The organism is Herbaspirillum sp. C9C3 (assembly GCF_013359625.1).
Classification (GTDB): domain Bacteria; phylum Pseudomonadota; class Gammaproteobacteria; order Burkholderiales; family Burkholderiaceae_D; genus Herbaspirillum.
This window is the reverse complement of the sequence record NZ_JABFMQ010000009.1, coordinates 78,243-94,297: the sequence shown is the minus strand read 5'-3', so window position 1 is coordinate 94,297 and position 16,055 is coordinate 78,243. Positions and strand designations below refer to the sequence as shown.

Below are 16,055 nucleotides of genomic sequence, written 5' to 3'. Positions count from 1 at the left end.
TCGTTCAAATCATGAGGTGGCGGGATGGATCGCTTGATGGCCATGCAGGTCTTCGTGACGGTGGTGGATGGCGGCAGCCTGTCGGCGGCGGCCGAACAGCTGGACTTGTCGCGGCCGGTGGTGTCGCGCTACGTGGCCGAACTGGAAGACTGGGTCGGCGCACGGCTGCTGCACCGGACCACGCGGCGGCTCTCGCTCACGCCCGCCGGCAACGAACTGCTGCCGCGCTGCCGCCAGATGCTGGAGTATTCCGAGGACATGCGCCATGCCCTCGATGCGCCCGATGAAACCCCGCGCGGGCTCTTGCGCATCACCGCCAGTACCTCCTTTGCGCAGACCCAGCTGATTCAGGCCGTGGTCGACTATGGCCGCCGCTATCCGGGTGTGGCGGTGGACCTGCTGGCGCTGGACCGCACCGTGAACCTGGTGGAAGAACGCATCGACCTGGCCATCCGCATGACCAACCGGCTGGAGCCCAACCTGATTGCGCGTCCGCTCGGGGTGTGCCGCTCGGTGATTTGCGCCACCCCGGATTACGTGGCGCGTCACGGCTTGCCGCGCAGGGTGGAGGATCTTGCCTTGCACAATTGCCTGACGCATTCGTATGTAGGGCGCAGCCTGTGGCAGTTTGATCCAAAAAAGAAAAAAGCCAGGGCCGGCAAGGGAAGTCATGCAGTCAAGACGCAGACCCAGAGCGTGGCCGTCGGCGGCAGCATCAGTGCCAATGAAGTGACGGTGTTGTTGCAGGCGGTATTGGCGGGCGTGGGCATCGGTCACATGCCGGCCTACACGGTGGCACCGCTGGTGGCCAGCGGTCAGCTGCTGCAATTGCTGCCGGACTACGAACCCTTGCAACTGGGCATGTATGGCGTCTATGCCTCGCGCAAGCACATGCCGGCGACCTTGCGCACGATGCTCGATTTTCTCGCCCAGCGGTTTGCGGGCCAGCCGTTTTGATCAGGACGATCGGGTCGATCAGGACGACAAGAATGATCAGGGCGTGATGCTCAGCAGCTTGTGCACCAGCTCGGAGGAGGTGGAGGCAGCGAACTTGCGCATCAGCCGGGCGCGGTGCATTTCCACCGTACGCGGGCTCAGTTCGACCTGGCGGGCGATGAGCTTGCTGGTCTTGCCTTCCACCAGCAGCGCGGCGATCTCGCGTTCGCGCGGGGTCAGACCGGGCGCGATGGGGCGCTTGGCGCTGACATCCTCGAAGGTCCAGATACCGGCCGCATGCGGGTTGTCGCGATTGAGCGCGTGGCCGGTGACGTGGCACCAGAACATTTCATCGTTGGAGCGCTTCATGATGCGCTCGTCCGAATAAAAGCCCTTTTCGTTCAAGATGGGGACCAGGCGCAGGCCGGTGCGCTCGAATTCATCGGCAGTGGGATAGATCTCCTGGAAGGAGGTCTGGCGCAGGGCATCGACCTCGTAGCCGAACATCGCCGCCATGGCCAGGTTGGCCTGCTGGATGACGCGGTTGTGGGAGACGCACATGCCAATGGGCGCGTGCATGAAAACCTGTTCAAAGTCGATGGGAAGTGGCTGGATCATGTGCTGCTGCAATTTGGCTAGGCCCTATCAACTGGCGGGACCGTCCGGCGGACGGTACCATGCTGCATTGCGCCAGGTATTTTTACCGTATTGTATGGCTTATTTCAGCTGCCCTATGATAATTGGCGCTATTTGGAGCCGAATGGGGCCTGGCGACGTCCTCATGCGTTGCGCAAGAGAAGCCCCTGCATCCATCCCTGTTGAAGCCGGCAAGTCCGCCGGCCCGCTTGCAACCCTGCTCGCAAGACAAGAGCCGAAAGGAGACTCGTGAACAAAGTGTATCCAGACGCGGCCACCGCGTTGAAAGACATCGTCAAGGACGGTCAGACCATTGCGGTCGGCGGCTTTGGCCTGTGTGGCATCCCCGAGGCGTTGATCGCCGCCCTGCGTGATTCGGGCGTGCAGAACCTGACCGCCATTTCCAACAACGCCGGTGTCGATGGATTCGGCCTGGGCCAGTTGCTCTCCACCCGCCAGATCAAGAAGATGATCGCCTCCTACGTGGGCGAGAACAAGGAGTTCGAGCGCCAGTACCTGGCCGGTGAACTGGAACTGGAGTTCACTCCGCAAGGCACCCTGGCCGAGAAACTGCGCGCCGGTGGTGCCGGCATCCCCGCTTTCTTCACCAAGACCGGTGTGGGCACGCTGGTGGCCGAGGGCAAGGAGGTGCGCGAGTTTGACGGCGAGCGCTACGTGATGGAACGCTCGCTGGTGGCCGATGTGTCGCTGGTGAAGGCGCAGAAGGCCGACAAGGCCGGCAACCTGGTCTTCAACAAGACCGCGCGCAACTTCAATCCCAACGTCGCCATGGCCGGCAAGGTCACCGTGGTGGAGGTGGAAGAACTGGTGGAAGTGGGCCAGCTGGACCCGGACCAGATCCACACTCCCGGCATCTTCGTGCATCGCATCGTGGTCAACGCCACGCCCGAGAAGCGCATCGAACAACGCACCGTGCGCGCATAAGGAGACACAGAAAATGGCATGGACCAGAGATGAAATGGCTGCGCGCGCAGCCAAGGAACTGCAGGACGGCTTCTACGTGAACCTGGGTATCGGCTTGCCCACGCTGGTGGCCAACCACGTTCCGAGTGATATCGAAGTGTGGCTGCAATCGGAGAACGGCTTGCTGGGCATCGGCCCCTTCCCCACCGAAGACCAGGTCGATGCCGATCTGATCAACGCCGGCAAGCAGACCGTGACGACCATTCCCGGCTCGTCCTTCTTCAGCTCGGCGGACTCCTTCGGCATGATTCGCGGCGGCAAGATCAACATCGCCATTCTGGGGGCGATGCAGGTCTCGGCCAAGGGTGACCTGGCCAACTGGATGATTCCCGGCAAGATGGTCAAGGGCATGGGTGGCGCGATGGATCTGGTGGCCGGTGTGGGCCGCGTGGTGGTGCTGATGGAACATGTGGCCAAGGCCAAGGATGGCAGCACTTCCAGGAAGATCCTGAACGACTGCAACCTGCCGCTGACCGGCGTGGGCGTGGTCAACCGCATCATCACCGACCTGGGCGTGATCGATGTGACACCGGGTGGCCTGAAGCTCATCGAGCTGGCCACCGGGGTGACCAAGGAAGAAGTGATCGAGAAGACCGAAGCACCGCTGGATGTGAGCGAAGTCTGATTGTCATCCCGTCCTCAGCCGGCCGCTGCCGTTGCGGCCGTGTCGGGATGAACGAAGGGCGCCATGACAATGGCGCCCTTTTTGTTGGAGTCCGCATCCACGTGCATCACGCCACGCCGCTGATGCGCACCGCATTGCGCCCGTCCCGCTTGGCGCGATACAGGGCCGCATCGGCGGCATTGAGCACGTCCTCCACACGACGATGATGTTCGCGCTGCAGCGTCGCCACACCGACGCTGATGGTGAGCACGCGCAGCGGACTGGTGGCATGCACGATCAGGCGGCTGTAGACCGCGTCACACAGGCGCTGCGCCATCAGGCGGGCGCCCTGTTCATCGGTCAGTTCCAGCAGCACCACGAACTCCTCGCCGCCGTAGCGGCCGGCGCAGTCGGTGTTGCGCGGCAGGTTTTCAGCAATGGCCTGCGCCACCTCCTGCAGGACCTCGTCGCCCAGCTTGTGACCATAGGTGTCGTTGTAGAGCTTGAAATAGTCCACATCGATGAACAGCACCGAGAAGGTCGAATTCAGATTGCGCCGGCAGCGCTCCCAGGTGGCCTGCAGGGCATCGTCCAAAGCGCGGCGATTGAGCAGCCCGGTCAGGCCGTCGGTGAGGGCCAGTTCCTCCAGGCGCCTTTCGGTACTCACCCGGCGACGCAGCTCTTGCCGGATATGCGAGAGCAGATAGGCCGAGAGCAAGGCGAAGATGAACAGCGAGAGCAGCACTGCATACAGCGTCTTGCGCCAGCTCTTGAAGATCGTCTCTTGCGCATAGCCGACGAAGACGATCAGCGGCGAATCGGGAATGCGGCGGAACGTATAGAGCCGCTCCTGGCCATCACTGTTGGCGCGGGCGAAGAAACTGCCCTCCTCATGCTGCAGAGCGTTCTTGATATGCTGGAAATTGCCGCTGCCGCTGAGGTCGCGTCCTATCATGTCCTCGCGGTAAGGCACCCGCATGTAGGCCACGCCATCGTCCGAATACAGCGAGATGACGCCATTGGCGCCCAATGACAAGCCTTCGAACAGATCGCGGAAATAAGCCAGGTCCAGCGCCATGACGACGATGCCGCCAAAGCTGCCGTCTTCATTGAACAGCCGCTTGGACAGCACCACCACCTGCAGTTCATTGCCCAGCTTGGCCCGCATGGGACGGGAAACGTACAGGCCGACATTGGCCGAATCGCGGTGCGCGGTGAAGTAGGCACGGTCGGCATAATTGGGGGCGGCTTCGCCAGGACGGCGACGCGAACTGGCCAGCACCTCGCCGCGAGGGCCGATGACGGCCATCACCGTGATGTTGCTGACGCTGGGCGCGCTGCCGAACAGATAGGCATAGCGCTGCGCCTCGTTGAGCCGGTGGCCACCCAGCGGATGCTGGTAGCGGTAGGCCAGTGTGTCCAGCGACAGCGACAGTACTTCGAGGTTGCGCGAGATGGCGCGCTGGGAGATCAGCGTCACGTTGTTGGCGTTGGCTATTGCCGAAAGACGGGTCTGGCGGTAACTCTGATAGAGCGTGCTGGCACACATGGCCACCACCATCAGCATGGCAATGCCCAGGACGACGACCAGGTATTTCTTCAACTGCTTGATTTTTGTTCCCCCACGAATGCCCAGGCGCAATTAACGCATAAAGCAAAACGCGCTTCCATCTTGATCGGCGGCAACGTGATTGTCCTGCAACAAATGATGAACCGGTGTGCAGCACCGTCTGTCACATGGTTTCATTGGTCGCCCGCTTCATGGTCAAATGCGAGCGCCGCCAACCGAACTGGCGCCGTGCCGGAGGCATCCTGAACATCAAGAACACCATCAAGCGCGACCTGGTCATCCTGTGGGCATTCATTGCCCTGATCGCCCTCATCCTGGCCTTCCTGCTGCTGCAGCTGAGCCGCCAGGGCGCCTCCTCGCAGATCAGCCAGGCCACCGGCCAGGCCGCCGTGAGTTGTGCAACCATGAGCGCGGGCCTGGCGCACGCGCTCTCTTCCGGCAGTGGCGCGCCCCGCATTGCCGCCGACGGAGATGGCCTGCCCGGCAGTGCGATCATGCAGGCGGTGATCGACCTGTCCCTGCGCGATCAGGCCGGAGTGGAGGGGGGCTTCTGGCATCCGCAGCGCAATGTCGTGGCCTATGCCTTCCCGACCTATGACGGCAGCGGCATCAAGCGCGACCCGCCGGGCGCGGAAATGGAACGCATCGTCTCGATGGCGCAGCGCGCCCTGGATGGCGGGACTACCGTCACCGACGTGCGTCCCGGCCTGCGCGAGGCGGTGGTGTTTGCCGCCTGTCCGGTGCCGCTGGACAAGCTGCCCCTGGCCGCCTGGACCCTCAAGCGCGTCCCCGTGATGAGTGCCACGGTGCTCAATCAGTTGCTGGTAGCCAGCGCCCTGCTGCTGGCCTTCGTGATCATCAGCGGTGTATGGCTGGGCGCTACGCTCACGCGCTGGCGCAGCCAGTCCGAACGCCTGGCCAGCCAGCTCGCCCATGCCGAACGCCTGGCCACGCTGGGCCGGGTCGCTGCCGGCATGGCCCACGAGATCCGCAATCCCATTGGCGCCATGCGCATGAAGGCCGAGAATGCCCTGGCCGCACCCCCGCAGGTGCGCGAGAAACGCGTGACCGGCGCGCTGGAAATGGTGGTCAGCCAGACCGAGCGCCTGGATACGCTGGTGGCCAGCCTGCTGGCGCTGGCGCAGCCCTTCCAGGTGCAGCGCCAGGCCACCGATCTGTCGGCCTGGATCGATGCCCGTTGCCAGGCCCATGCCGAACTGGCCGAGCGACAACAGGTGCGCTTGCAAGCCGCCATCGACAGGGGCAGCTTTGCCGGGCGTCTCGTCACGAGTGCGCTGGATCCGGTGCAGATGGCGCGCGCCGTGGACAATCTGCTGCTCAATGCCCTGGCGCATGGCACTGCAGGTGGTCATATCGAACTTGGCGCCCGCCTGCGCGACGATGGCTGGCTGGTGCTGTGGGTGGCCGATGACGGACCGGGCGTGCCGGAGGCCTTGCGTGACAGTCTGTTCGACCCTTTCGTCAGCCAGCGCAGTGGTGGCACCGGCCTGGGCCTGGTGCTGGTGCGCGAGATCGTGCATGCGCATGGTGGCGTGATCAACCTGGCCGCCAGTGAACGCGGCGCCCGTTTCGAGATGGAGTTGCCATGGCGCGCATCCTGATCGTCGATGACGATGCTGCCTTTCGCGGCAGCCTGGCCGAGACCGTCGGCGACCTGGGTCACGAGGTGCTGGAAGCCGGCAGTACTGCCGCCGGCCTGAGACTGCTGGGCGCGCATGCGGTGGACGTGGCCATCGTCGACCTGCGCATGCCGGAGGAAGATGGCCTGGTCTTCCTGCAGCGTGCCCCGGCCATCGCGGCCATCCCTTGCATCATGCTGACCGCTTACGCCAGCGGCGACAACACCATCGAAGCCATCCGCCTGGGGGCCTTCGATCATCTGACCAAGCCGGTGCCGCGCGCGGCCCTGGTGGAAACGCTGGAGCGCGCCCTGCGCCAGAGCGCGGCCCGCGCCGATACGGCAATGACGCCAGACACATCAGCCAGCAGCGAACGCAATGCCCTGGTCGGCGACAGCGAGGCCATGCGCCAGGTGTTCAAGCAGATCGGGCGTGCTGCCACCAGCGACGCCACCGTGCTGATCCTGGGCGAGACCGGCACCGGCAAGGAGCTGGTGGCGCGCGCCCTGCATCGCAACGGCCTGCGCGCGGCGCGTCCCTTCGTGGCCGTCAATTGCGCTGCCATTCCCGCCGAGCTGATCGAGAGCGAACTGTTCGGCCACGTCAAAGGCGCCTTCAGCGGCGCTACCGCAGCGCGCCTGGGCCGCTTCCAGGAAGCCCATGGCGGCACACTGTTCCTGGACGAGATCGGCGACATGGCCCTGCCGACCCAGGCCAAGATCCTGCGCGTGCTGCAGGAACGCGAACTCACGCCGGTCGGTGGCCAGCAGGCGGTGAAGGTGGATGTGCGGGTGATCGCCGCCACCCACCGTGACCTGCCGCAGGAAATCAGCGAAGGGCGCTTCCGCGAGGATCTCTGGTATCGCCTGCAAGTCCTGCCGATCAAGGTGCCGCCGCTGCGCGAGCGTCCCGGCGACATCCTCGCCATTGCCGAACATTTCCTGCGCCAGCAGGGTGGCGACACCCCCAAGCGCATCAGCCCGGCGGCAGCGCGACGCCTGTTGCAGCATTCCTGGCCGGGCAATGTGCGCGAGCTGCGCAACCTCATGGAGCGTGCGGCGGTGATGAGCCACGGTGCCAGCATCGAGGTGGAGCATATCGAACTGGACGAGCGCAGCGCGGCCGGCCAAGGCCGCGACATGGCCATCGACTGGGATGGCGAGCTGGCGGTGGCGGTGGCACAGGTTGAACGCGTGATGCTGCAACGGGCATTGGCGGCGTCCAACGGCAATCGTGCCGAAGCCGCCCGCCGACTGGGCATCTCGCGCCAGCAGTTGTATCGCAAGCTGGAAGAACAGGGCGGGGCAGAGGCTTGAGCCTGCTGCATGCGGTGTTCCGGCAGCAGCCCCGCCACGGCGTAGTGCGTGACGATCAGACGGGGATGGGATTGGCGACTGAAGTCGCGTTGACACCAGTCAGTTTCATGATTTTCCTTCACGTGGTCTGGGGTGGGGGGCCGCAATCGCCCGCCCGTAGCGGGCCGTCGCGGCAAGGTTCATATCGGGACAAAAAACGGTCTATCCGGGCTACTCAGTGCAGATCGGTGCCGGTGTAGCGTGGCGCCGGGGCATTGGCGGAGAGCTGGGTGGCCATGTGCTGGCGTGCGCTCTCGAAACGGGTCCAGGCGTCTTCGTCATGCAGCGAGGGGATGGTGACCAGCTCGCCGCGCTGGAATCCCACCAGGGCCGCATCTACATCGTCGCTGGCACCCAAGACCGACCGCATCCAGGATGCGCTCAACTATGCCCGCCGCCACATGCGTGAAGTCTTCCTGCGCGGATTTGGCGTGGCCCCGCAATCGATGCGGCGCGAAGTGCGCGCCTGAGGTGTGAACAGCCCCTAGTGCGCCGCACTGGCCGAAAACAGATTGATCACCATGACGCCGGCCACGATGAGCGCAATGCCTGCGATGGCCGGCCAGTCCAGCCGCTGATGGTGAACAAGCCATGCCGCCAGGGTGATGAGCACCAGACCCACCCCGGACCAGATCGCATAGGCCACGCTGGTGGGCAGGGTGCGCAGGGTCAGCGCCAGGCAATAGAAGGACACCCCGTAGCCCAGTACCACGATGATGCCCGGCAAGAGACGCGTGAATCCCTGTGAGGATTTGAGGGCGGTGGTGGCGATCACCTCGGCGACGATGGCGACCGCCAGGGTCAGGTAAGCGGACATGCGGGTTCTCCTGTGGATAAATCAAGTCGTTCAACGTGTGCCGGTGCGCGGCGCGGACAGTGTCCGGCAACGGACGCCAGGGTGTCACGAGAACGGACACCACTCGACGAGGAATAGTTTCAAGTCATTGATTTTCAAGGGATTCATGGCAGGCACGGGGTTTGCAAAAAAGAGAGCGTACCTCTCTCACCTCACAGCGCAAAGGAGTTGTCATGTCCCGTTCCACCTTGCTTCCTCGTTGGCCAGTTGCGTTCCCGGCCCTGGCCCTGGTCCTGTCCGGATCGATGATGGTGGCCCAGGCCCAGGCCCAGGCCCTGCCGCCGGTCCCGCCGCCGGGCGCCGCGCCGCTCGCTGCGCCCATGGCGCCCCCGCCTGCCACCTATGATGCCGCCATGACCTCCCAGGCGCCCATCACCGAAGGTCGCGTGAGTCGTCTGCTGATCAATCCCTATGGCGAAGTCGATGGCCTGATGGTGGGTGAGCGCACGGTCGTCAAGTTCCCTCCGCACCTGTCGCAGACCCTGCAGAACGCCGTCAGGCCGGGCCAGTCGGTGCGCGTGTTCGGCCAGGCGGAAGCGGCCGGGGTGATCAAGGCCGATGCCATCGTCAACCTGGCCAATGGCCAGACCGTGATCGACCGCCCGCCTGCCTTCGATGCCAATCCGCCGCTGCCGCCGCATCTGCGCGCAGCACAATTGCGCCAGCTCTCGGTGCGCGGCAAGATCGCCCTGGTGCTGACTGACCCGCGTGGCCAAGCCAATGGCGTGATCCTTGATGACGGCAGCATCGTGCGCTTCGCCCCCGACAGCCTGCGCACCCCGCTGGAACCCGGCGCGCCATTTGCTGCCAATGGCCTGGGAACCCGCAACAGTGTCGGCACCGCCATCGAGGCCATCGATGCCGGCGCCAGCGCCGATTCCTTGCAACCCTTGTACAGCCGCGTCCGATAAGGGTTTGCGGCACGGGCAGGCGGCCGCTCTGCCCGATGTCCTGCGTGTCATTTCATCCATCTGATCAAGAACAAGAACCATGTCGCCAAAAATCCTTCCCATCGTTTTCCTCATCATCTCCAACGTCTTCATGACCTTTGCCTGGTATGGCCACCTCAAGTTCGAGAACCGGCCGCTGTACCTGGTGATCCTGGTCAGCTGGTGCATCGCCCTGGCTGAATACTGCTTCGCGGTGCCCGCCAACCGCATCGGCCATACCGTCTACAACGCCGCCGAACTGAAGACCATGCAGGAGGTCATCACGCTGGTGGTGTTTTCGATCTTCTCGGTGCTGTACCTGGGCGAGCAGTTCACCATCAATCACCTGGTCGGCTTCGGCTGCATCTGCCTGGGCGCCTTCTTCATCTTCAAGGGGCCCCTTTGATGAATGCCAGCGCCGGCTCCATTGCCTGGCTGTCCAGGCTGAACTTCTTCCTGGCCGATGTGCGCGACGGACTCGGCCCTTTCCTGGGCGTCTTCCTGATGGGTCATGGCTGGGCCGCTGACGACATCGGCTATGTGATGACGTTGGGCGGTATCGCCGGCATGCTCGCCACCACCCCTGCCGGCGCACTCACCGATGCGGTGCGCGCCAAGCGGCTGGTAGTGGGAATCGGTTCGGTGCTGGTGGTGGCGGGCTCGCTGCTGTTGCTGATCTCGTCCAGCTTCACGGTCACGGCCCTCTCGCAGGTCGGCACCGGCATCGTCGGCGCCATCATCGGACCGGCCATTGCCGGCCTGACGCTGGGCATCGTCGGCCAGCAGGGCTTGCCTGCGCAGCTGGGAAACAATGAGGCCTGGAACCACGGCGGCAATGTCTTCTCGGCGGCGCTGGCCGGTGCACTCGGCTACTTCTGGGGCTTGCCGGCGGTGTTCGTGCTGATGGCGGTGATGGCGGTGGCGTCGCTGGTGTGCCTCTCGCGCATCCGGCCCGAGGACATCGACCATGATGTCGCCCGTGGCCTCGATCCTGAACGTGCCGCCGACCAGCCGCAGGCGTCCACCTGGCGTGTGCTGGCCGGTTCGCGTGCACTGATGCTGCTGGCGCTGGTGATGATGCTGTTCCACCTGGGCAATGCGGCCATGCTGCCCTTGCTGAGCCAGTCGGTGGTCTCGCGCGGCAATGCCGATCCGGCGCTCTATACGGCGCTGACCGTGATCGTGGCGCAACTGGTGATGATCCCCACGGCGCTCTTTGCGGGTCGGTTCGCCGACCGCAAGGGCTACTGGCTGTTGATCACCGTGGCTCTGCTGGCGTTGCCGGTGCGCGGCCTGGTAGCCGGGGTCTGGGATTCGGCCTGGGCGCTGTTGCCGGTGCAGATGCTCGATGGCGTCGGCGCGGGTTTGCTGGGGGTGGCCTTGCCGGGCTCGGTGGCGCGCATCCTGCAGGGTAGCGGCCACATCAACATCGGCCTGGGCGCGGTCACTACCATCCAGTCCATCGGTGCAGCCATGAGCCCGGCATTGGCCGGCGTGGTGGCCAGGCACTACGGTTATGGCGCGGCCTTTGCAGCCCTGACCGGGATCGCCTTGCTGGCGCTGGGGGTGTGGGGTGCGCTGGCGCAGCGGCGGGAACATGGGGCCGCACCGATGGCGGTTCAGCGCTAGAATCCCCGCATGCCCGCCAGGGTAGAACTTTCAAGAGTCGATCATGCGTTCCTGCCTGTTGTTTGTCCTTTGTCTTGCCAGCCTTCCGCTGGCGGCCCACGCGGCCGGCGACCCCGTCGCCGGCCGTGCCGCCTTCGCCAAATGCGCCAGCTGCCATGCGGTCGGCCCCTCGGCGCGCGGCGGCTTTGGTCCGCAGCTGACCAACGTGATCGGGCGCAAGGCCGGCTCGACCGTCGATTTCAAGTATTCCCCGGCGATGGCATCGGCCGGTTTCATCTGGAGCGAAGACAAGTTGCGCGCCTTCCTCAAGGCCCCTAGCGATGTGGTCCCCGGCAACAAGATGCGCTTCTGGGGCATCGGCAGCGACAAGCAGATCGACGACATCCTGGCCTACCTGCGCAGCTTCAATCCCTAGGGCGACATTGCCACCCTCTTCCTCAGGCCTGCGGCGGCAAGCCCATGCGTCTGCGGGCCAGATGAATGGAGCCGTTGCGCATGGCCCAGCGGACAGGCTGCGCAGCCAGCCATACCGAGCGGCGCAGCAGTTCGCGCCGCATCGGTCCGCGCGGCCTCACACCCAGCATCTCCTGCGCCCAAGGTGGCAGCAGGTCCACGCCGCCGCGCATCATCAATCTCGTCCAGGGCTGTGCTACCGGGTTGGGAGCAGGTGCATGCAGGACCAGCTGCAAGGTCGTGCGGGTACGGTCGTCACAACGCAATTGCGGTCGCATGCGGTCGATGTAATCGGCGATGGCCGCCCTTGAACGCGGCACCTCGCGTGCACCCAAGGCTTCGGCGACCAGTGCGATCTCCTCCAGATAGCGGTCTTGCCGTGCCGCCGGAAAATCCGGATGGCGATAACGCAGATAGCCCTGCAGGAAGCAATGTACTTCGGCCACATGAACCCAGGTCAGCAGATCCGGATCGCTGGCCGCATAAGGGCGTCCGTCGGGCGCAGTCCCGGTGACGCCAAGATGAATCTGCCTGACGCGCGCAATCAGCCGCTCGGCGTCGGCCCGGCTGCCGAAGGTGGTGCCGGCGACGAACTGCGCGGTGCGGCGCAGCCGGCCCAGCATGTCGGTCTGGAAGTTGGAGTGGTCCCAGACGCCTGCCAGCGGCAGCGGATGCAGCATCTGCAGCAGCAGCGCGGCCACGCCGCCGGTGAGCATGGCGGTGAAGTCACTGTGCACCTGCCAGGCCGCCGAGTCCGGGCCGAGCAGGCCGGGGTCGCCCGGCGGCTGCAGGAAGTCGGCACTGCCGGGGCCGCGACTGATGGCGAGGACGTTGGCTTCGATGCGCTGGCGCAGGAATTCCATGATGCAGAAATGGCGAGAAGGAAGGGCAGTGTGCCATAGCGACCGCATTCTTGCCGGGTCCTTCATGTGGACTTTTTTCCGGATGTGCTGGCAGCCGGCGAGAAGCGCTTCGCTGACATTTCTGTCAGAAAGCGATTTGTCGAAAAGCCTTCTGCACGCGGCTTGCGAGGCCGTTACAATAGCCACGCCGCGCGGTCCCAGAAGAACAACATCGGGGCGCAGGGCAGCGCATAACAAGCGCACATTCAGGCAACGCGGCCGGGACACCGGGGAAACACGCCAGGCCGCGCCAGAGGTCATGCAGCATCACGGGAGAGGACGGCCGACATCGCACGGGATGCCGGCTGCGGGCAGGGCTGAGCCACAGGGCAGCCGGTCCGGCCTGCCCGTTTCACAGGGATAGCAGTTCATGAACATGGTTGCGCTGGCCTTGCGCCGCCCGTACACCTTCATCGTGATGGCCTTGCTCATCGTGCTGGCCACGCCATTGACGCTGAAGAACATGGCCACCGACATCTTCCCCGAGATCAATATCCCGGTGGTCTCCATCATCTGGAACTACAACGGCCTGTCGGCCCAGGAGATGGGCCAGCGCATCGCTGCGCAAAACGAGCGTGGGCTGACCACGGTGGTGAGCGACATCGAGCACATCGAGTCGCAGTCGCTGGCCGGGGTGACGGTGATCAAGGTGTTCTTCCAGCCCAAGGCCAACATCCAGACCGCCATTGCCCAGGTCGTGGCCTCGGTGCAGACCCAGGTGCGGCAACTGCCACCGGGCATTACGCCGCCGCAGGTGATCAAGTACTCCGCCTCCAGCATCCCGGTGATGCAGCTGGCGCTGTCCTCGCCCACGCTGCCTGAGCAGAGCGTCTTCGATGCCGCCGTGCAGACCCTGCGTCCGCAACTGGTGACCATACCCGGCGTGGCCGTGCCTTATCCCTACGGCGGCAAGAGCCGGCTCATCTCGGTGGATCTCGATACCCAGGCCCTGCAGGCGCGCGGGCTGGCCCCCATCGATGTGGTCAATGCGATCAATACGCAGAACCTGATCCTGCCTTCCGGCACCGCCAAGTTCGGCGCAACCGAATACGCGGTCAGGATCAACGGTTCGCCCGAAGCGGTGGCGGGCCTCAATGAACTGCCGGTGCGCACCACCAATGGCGCCACCATCTATCTCAAGGACGTGGCCAACGTGCGCGATGGCTTCTCGCCCCAGACCAACGTGGTGCGCCAGGATGGCGCGCGCGGTGTGCTGCTGTCCATCCTCAAGAACGGTGGCGCTTCCACGCTGGACATCGTGGACAACCTGCGCAAGCTCCTGCCCACGGCCGCCCAGACCCTGCCGGAAGACCTCAAGATCACTCCGCTGTTCGACCAGTCGCTGTTCGTGAAGGCAGCCGTGACCGGCGTCATCAGCGAGGCGCTCATCGCCGCCGGCCTCACCGCGGCCATGGTGCTGCTGTTCCTGGGCAACTGGCGCAGCACGCTCATCATCGGGCTGACCATTCCACTGTCCATCATGGCGGCCATCCTGATGCTGGCGGCGCTGGGTGAGACGCTCAACCTCATGACCCTGGGCGGTCTGGCACTGTCGGTCGGCATCCTGGTGGACCAGGCCATCGTCACCATCGAGAACATCGAACGCCACCTGCACCTGGGCAAACCGCTGCACGATGCCATCATCGTCGGTGCCGGCGAGATCGGCGTGCCGGCCTTCGTGGCCACGCTGTGCATCTGCATCGTGTTCGTGCCGATGTTCTTCCTCTCGGGCGTGGCGCGCTTTTTGTTCGTGCCGCTGGCCGAGGCAGTGGTGTTTGCCATGGCCGCTTCCTACCTGCTTTCGCGCACCCTGGTGCCCACGCTGGTGATGCTGCTCATGGCCCACCATGGCCAGGTCGACAGCACCAGGCAGAGCCTGTTGCAGCGTCTCTATCGTGCCTTCGACAACCGTTTCGAGCGCGTGCGCCACGGTTACACGCTGGTGTTGTCCTCGCTGCTGGCGCACCGGCGCCGGTTCGCGCTGGGCTTCCTGGGCTTCTGCCTGCTGTCCTGCCTGCTCTATCCTTTGCTCGGGCGTGACTTTTTCCCCAATGTGGATGGCGGACAGATCCGCCTGCACATGCGCATGCCCACCGGCACCCGCATCGAGGAAACCGCACGCGCCGCCGATGAAGTCGAACGTGTCATCCGCACCCTGATCCCGGCTTCCGAACTGGAGACCATCCTCGACAATCTGGGCGTACCCAATTCCGGCATCAACCTGTCCTACAGCAATGCCGGCACCATCGGTACCCTGGATGGTGAAATCCTGATGGCCTTGAAGCAGGGCCATCGCCCCACCGAGGAACTGGTGTCGTTGCTGCGCGAGCAGTTGCCGCGCCGCTTCCCGGGCATCGAGTTCTTCTTCCAGCCGGCCGACATCGTCACCCAGATTCTCAACTTCGGCCTGCCGGCCGCCATCGACGTCCAGTTCACCGGTCCCAACATGCAGGCCAACGCGCTCCTGGCCGCCGAACTGACCAAGCGGATCCGCCAGATTCCGGGGGCGGTCGATGCCCACGTGCATCAGCGCCTGGATGCGCCCGCGCTGGACCTGCGCATGGATCGCACACGACTTCAGCAGTTCGGCCTGTCGGCGGCCAACGTCGGACAGAACCTGCTCATTGCCTTGTCGGGTAGCTCGCAGACGCAGCCGGCCTTCTGGCTCAATCCCAACAATGGCGTGGTCTACAGCATCGCGGTGCAGTCGCCGCAATACCAGGTCGATTCGCTCGATGCCCTGCTCAACATTCCGGTGGGCGCCGGCGCCAATGCCACCACACCGCCGCAGTTGCTGGGCAACCTGGTCGATGTGCATGCGGGACGCCAGATGGCGGTGGCCTCGCGCTACAACATCTCGCCGGCCATCGATGTCTACGTCAGCGTGCAGGGTACCGACCTGGCCAGCGTGGCCGACAAGGTCGCCACCCTGGTGGACGAGATCAAGCCCAGGCTGGCGCGCGGCAGTCAGGTGGTCATGCGCGGCCAGGTGGAGACCATGCAGTCCTCCTTCATCGGCCTGGGCGTGGGGCTGGCCATGGCCATCGTGCTGGTCTACCTGCTGGTGGTGGTGAACTTCCAGTCGTGGATCGATGCGGCCATCATCATCGCCGCCTTGCCCGCAGCCCTGGCGGGGATTGCCTGGATGCTCTTCATCACCGGCACCACGCTGTCGGTGCCGGCCTTGACCGGCGCCATCATGACCATGGGCGTGGCCACGGCCAACAGCATTCTGATCGTGGCTTTTGCGCGGCAGCGCAGGCAAGACGGTGCCACACCGCTGGCGGCCGCGCTGGAAGCGGGTTCCACCCGTATCCGTCCGGTGCTGATGACGGCACTGGCCATGATCATCGGCATGATCCCCATGGCCCTGGGCCTGGGCGAGGGGGCCGAGCAGAACGCCCCGCTGGGGCGTGCCGTGATCGGAGGTCTGTTGCTGGCCACCGTATCGACCTTGTTCTTCGTGCCGGTGGTGTTTGCCGGCGTGCATCAGCGACTGGCCCGCCGCGCCGAGAGACGTCGCATTCAGGCGGGCGGGCCCGCGCATCAGGAGTCTTGAAC

At 64.8% G+C, this 16,055-nt stretch carries 14 protein-coding genes and 1 pseudogene; 10 read left to right on the top strand and 5 right to left on the bottom strand.

Going from position 1 to position 16,055, the window contains the following annotated elements:
- Positions 1-24: 24 nt before the first annotated feature.
- Positions 25-957 (top strand): LysR family transcriptional regulator, encoded by a 933-nt coding sequence (locus HNO82_RS11220; RefSeq protein ID WP_175343761.1) that lies wholly within the window; start codon positions 25-27, stop codon positions 955-957.
- A gap of 36 nt (positions 958-993) precedes the next feature.
- Here HNO82_RS11220 and HNO82_RS11215 read toward each other — a convergent pair whose 3' ends face one another.
- Positions 994-1,554 carry a PAS and helix-turn-helix domain-containing protein gene (locus HNO82_RS11215; protein WP_008333510.1) on the bottom strand — a complete coding sequence of 187 codons (561 nt, stop codon included), beginning with the start codon at positions 1,552-1,554 and terminating at the stop codon, positions 994-996.
- A gap of 267 nt (positions 1,555-1,821) precedes the next feature.
- Here HNO82_RS11215 and HNO82_RS11210 point away from each other — a divergent pair, with 267 nt between their 5' ends.
- Positions 1,822-2,517, top strand: a complete 696-nt coding sequence (locus HNO82_RS11210; protein WP_008333508.1) for a CoA transferase subunit A — start codon at positions 1,822-1,824, stop codon at positions 2,515-2,517.
- Between the two features lie 13 nt (positions 2,518-2,530).
- Entirely contained in the window at positions 2,531-3,181 is a 651-nt protein-coding gene (locus tag HNO82_RS11205) for a 3-oxoacid CoA-transferase subunit B (protein ID WP_175343760.1), read from the top strand.
- Between the two features lie 106 nt (positions 3,182-3,287).
- Here HNO82_RS11205 and HNO82_RS11200 read toward each other — a convergent pair whose 3' ends face one another.
- Complete coding sequence (locus HNO82_RS11200; protein WP_175343759.1) at positions 3,288-4,802, bottom strand: sensor domain-containing diguanylate cyclase; 1,515 nt, start codon at positions 4,800-4,802, stop codon at positions 3,288-3,290.
- A gap of 95 nt (positions 4,803-4,897) precedes the next feature.
- Between HNO82_RS11200 and HNO82_RS11195 the strand changes: the two genes are divergently transcribed.
- Complete coding sequence (locus HNO82_RS11195) at positions 4,898-6,352, top strand: sensor histidine kinase (RefSeq protein WP_249776982.1); 1,455 nt, start codon at positions 4,898-4,900, stop codon at positions 6,350-6,352.
- On the top strand, positions 6,337-7,686 hold the full coding sequence (locus HNO82_RS11190; protein ID WP_175343758.1) for a sigma-54-dependent transcriptional regulator: 1,350 nt from the start codon (positions 6,337-6,339) through the stop codon (positions 7,684-7,686). Before HNO82_RS11195 ends, HNO82_RS11190 begins: the two co-directional genes overlap by 16 nt.
- A 214-nt stretch (positions 7,687-7,900) precedes the next feature.
- Here HNO82_RS11190 and HNO82_RS11185 read toward each other — a convergent pair.
- Together HNO82_RS11185 and HNO82_RS11180 are read right to left on the bottom strand one after the other, a co-directional pair.
- Positions 7,901-8,086, bottom strand: a pseudogene (locus HNO82_RS11185) (SDR family NAD(P)-dependent oxidoreductase); the annotation flags it as partial.
- A 123-nt stretch (positions 8,087-8,209) separates the two neighbouring features.
- A complete protein-coding gene (locus HNO82_RS11180) occupies positions 8,210-8,542 on the bottom strand; it encodes a DMT family transporter (protein ID WP_008333487.1) in 333 nt (110 codons plus the stop codon).
- 212 nt (positions 8,543-8,754) lie between these two features.
- Between HNO82_RS11180 and HNO82_RS11175 the strand changes: the two genes are divergently transcribed.
- From HNO82_RS11175 to HNO82_RS11160, 4 genes are all read left to right on the top strand, one after another.
- Entirely contained in the window at positions 8,755-9,492 is a 738-nt protein-coding gene (locus HNO82_RS11175) for a hypothetical protein (protein WP_175343757.1), read from the top strand.
- A gap of 79 nt (positions 9,493-9,571) precedes the next feature.
- Complete coding sequence (locus HNO82_RS11170) at positions 9,572-9,916, top strand: DMT family protein (RefSeq protein ID WP_008333485.1); 345 nt, start codon at positions 9,572-9,574, stop codon at positions 9,914-9,916.
- Positions 9,916-11,139, top strand: a complete 1,224-nt coding sequence (locus HNO82_RS11165) for an MFS transporter (RefSeq protein ID WP_175343756.1) — start codon at positions 9,916-9,918, stop codon at positions 11,137-11,139. The genes HNO82_RS11170 and HNO82_RS11165 overlap by 1 nt, the downstream gene beginning before the upstream one ends.
- 43 nt (positions 11,140-11,182) lie before the next feature.
- Positions 11,183-11,554: a c-type cytochrome gene (locus HNO82_RS11160; protein WP_175343755.1), complete on the top strand. Its 372-nt coding sequence runs from the start codon at positions 11,183-11,185 to the stop codon at positions 11,552-11,554.
- A gap of 22 nt (positions 11,555-11,576) precedes the next feature.
- Here HNO82_RS11160 and HNO82_RS11155 read toward each other — a convergent pair whose 3' ends face one another.
- Positions 11,577-12,455 (bottom strand): oxygenase MpaB family protein, encoded by an 879-nt coding sequence (locus tag HNO82_RS11155; RefSeq protein WP_175343754.1) that lies wholly within the window; start codon positions 12,453-12,455, stop codon positions 11,577-11,579.
- A 409-nt stretch (positions 12,456-12,864) separates the two neighbouring features.
- Between HNO82_RS11155 and HNO82_RS11150 the strand changes: the two genes are divergently transcribed.
- Positions 12,865-16,053 (top strand): efflux RND transporter permease subunit, encoded by a 3,189-nt coding sequence (locus HNO82_RS11150; protein WP_175343753.1) that lies wholly within the window; start codon positions 12,865-12,867, stop codon positions 16,051-16,053.
- The last annotated feature ends 2 nt before the right edge of the window (positions 16,054-16,055 follow it).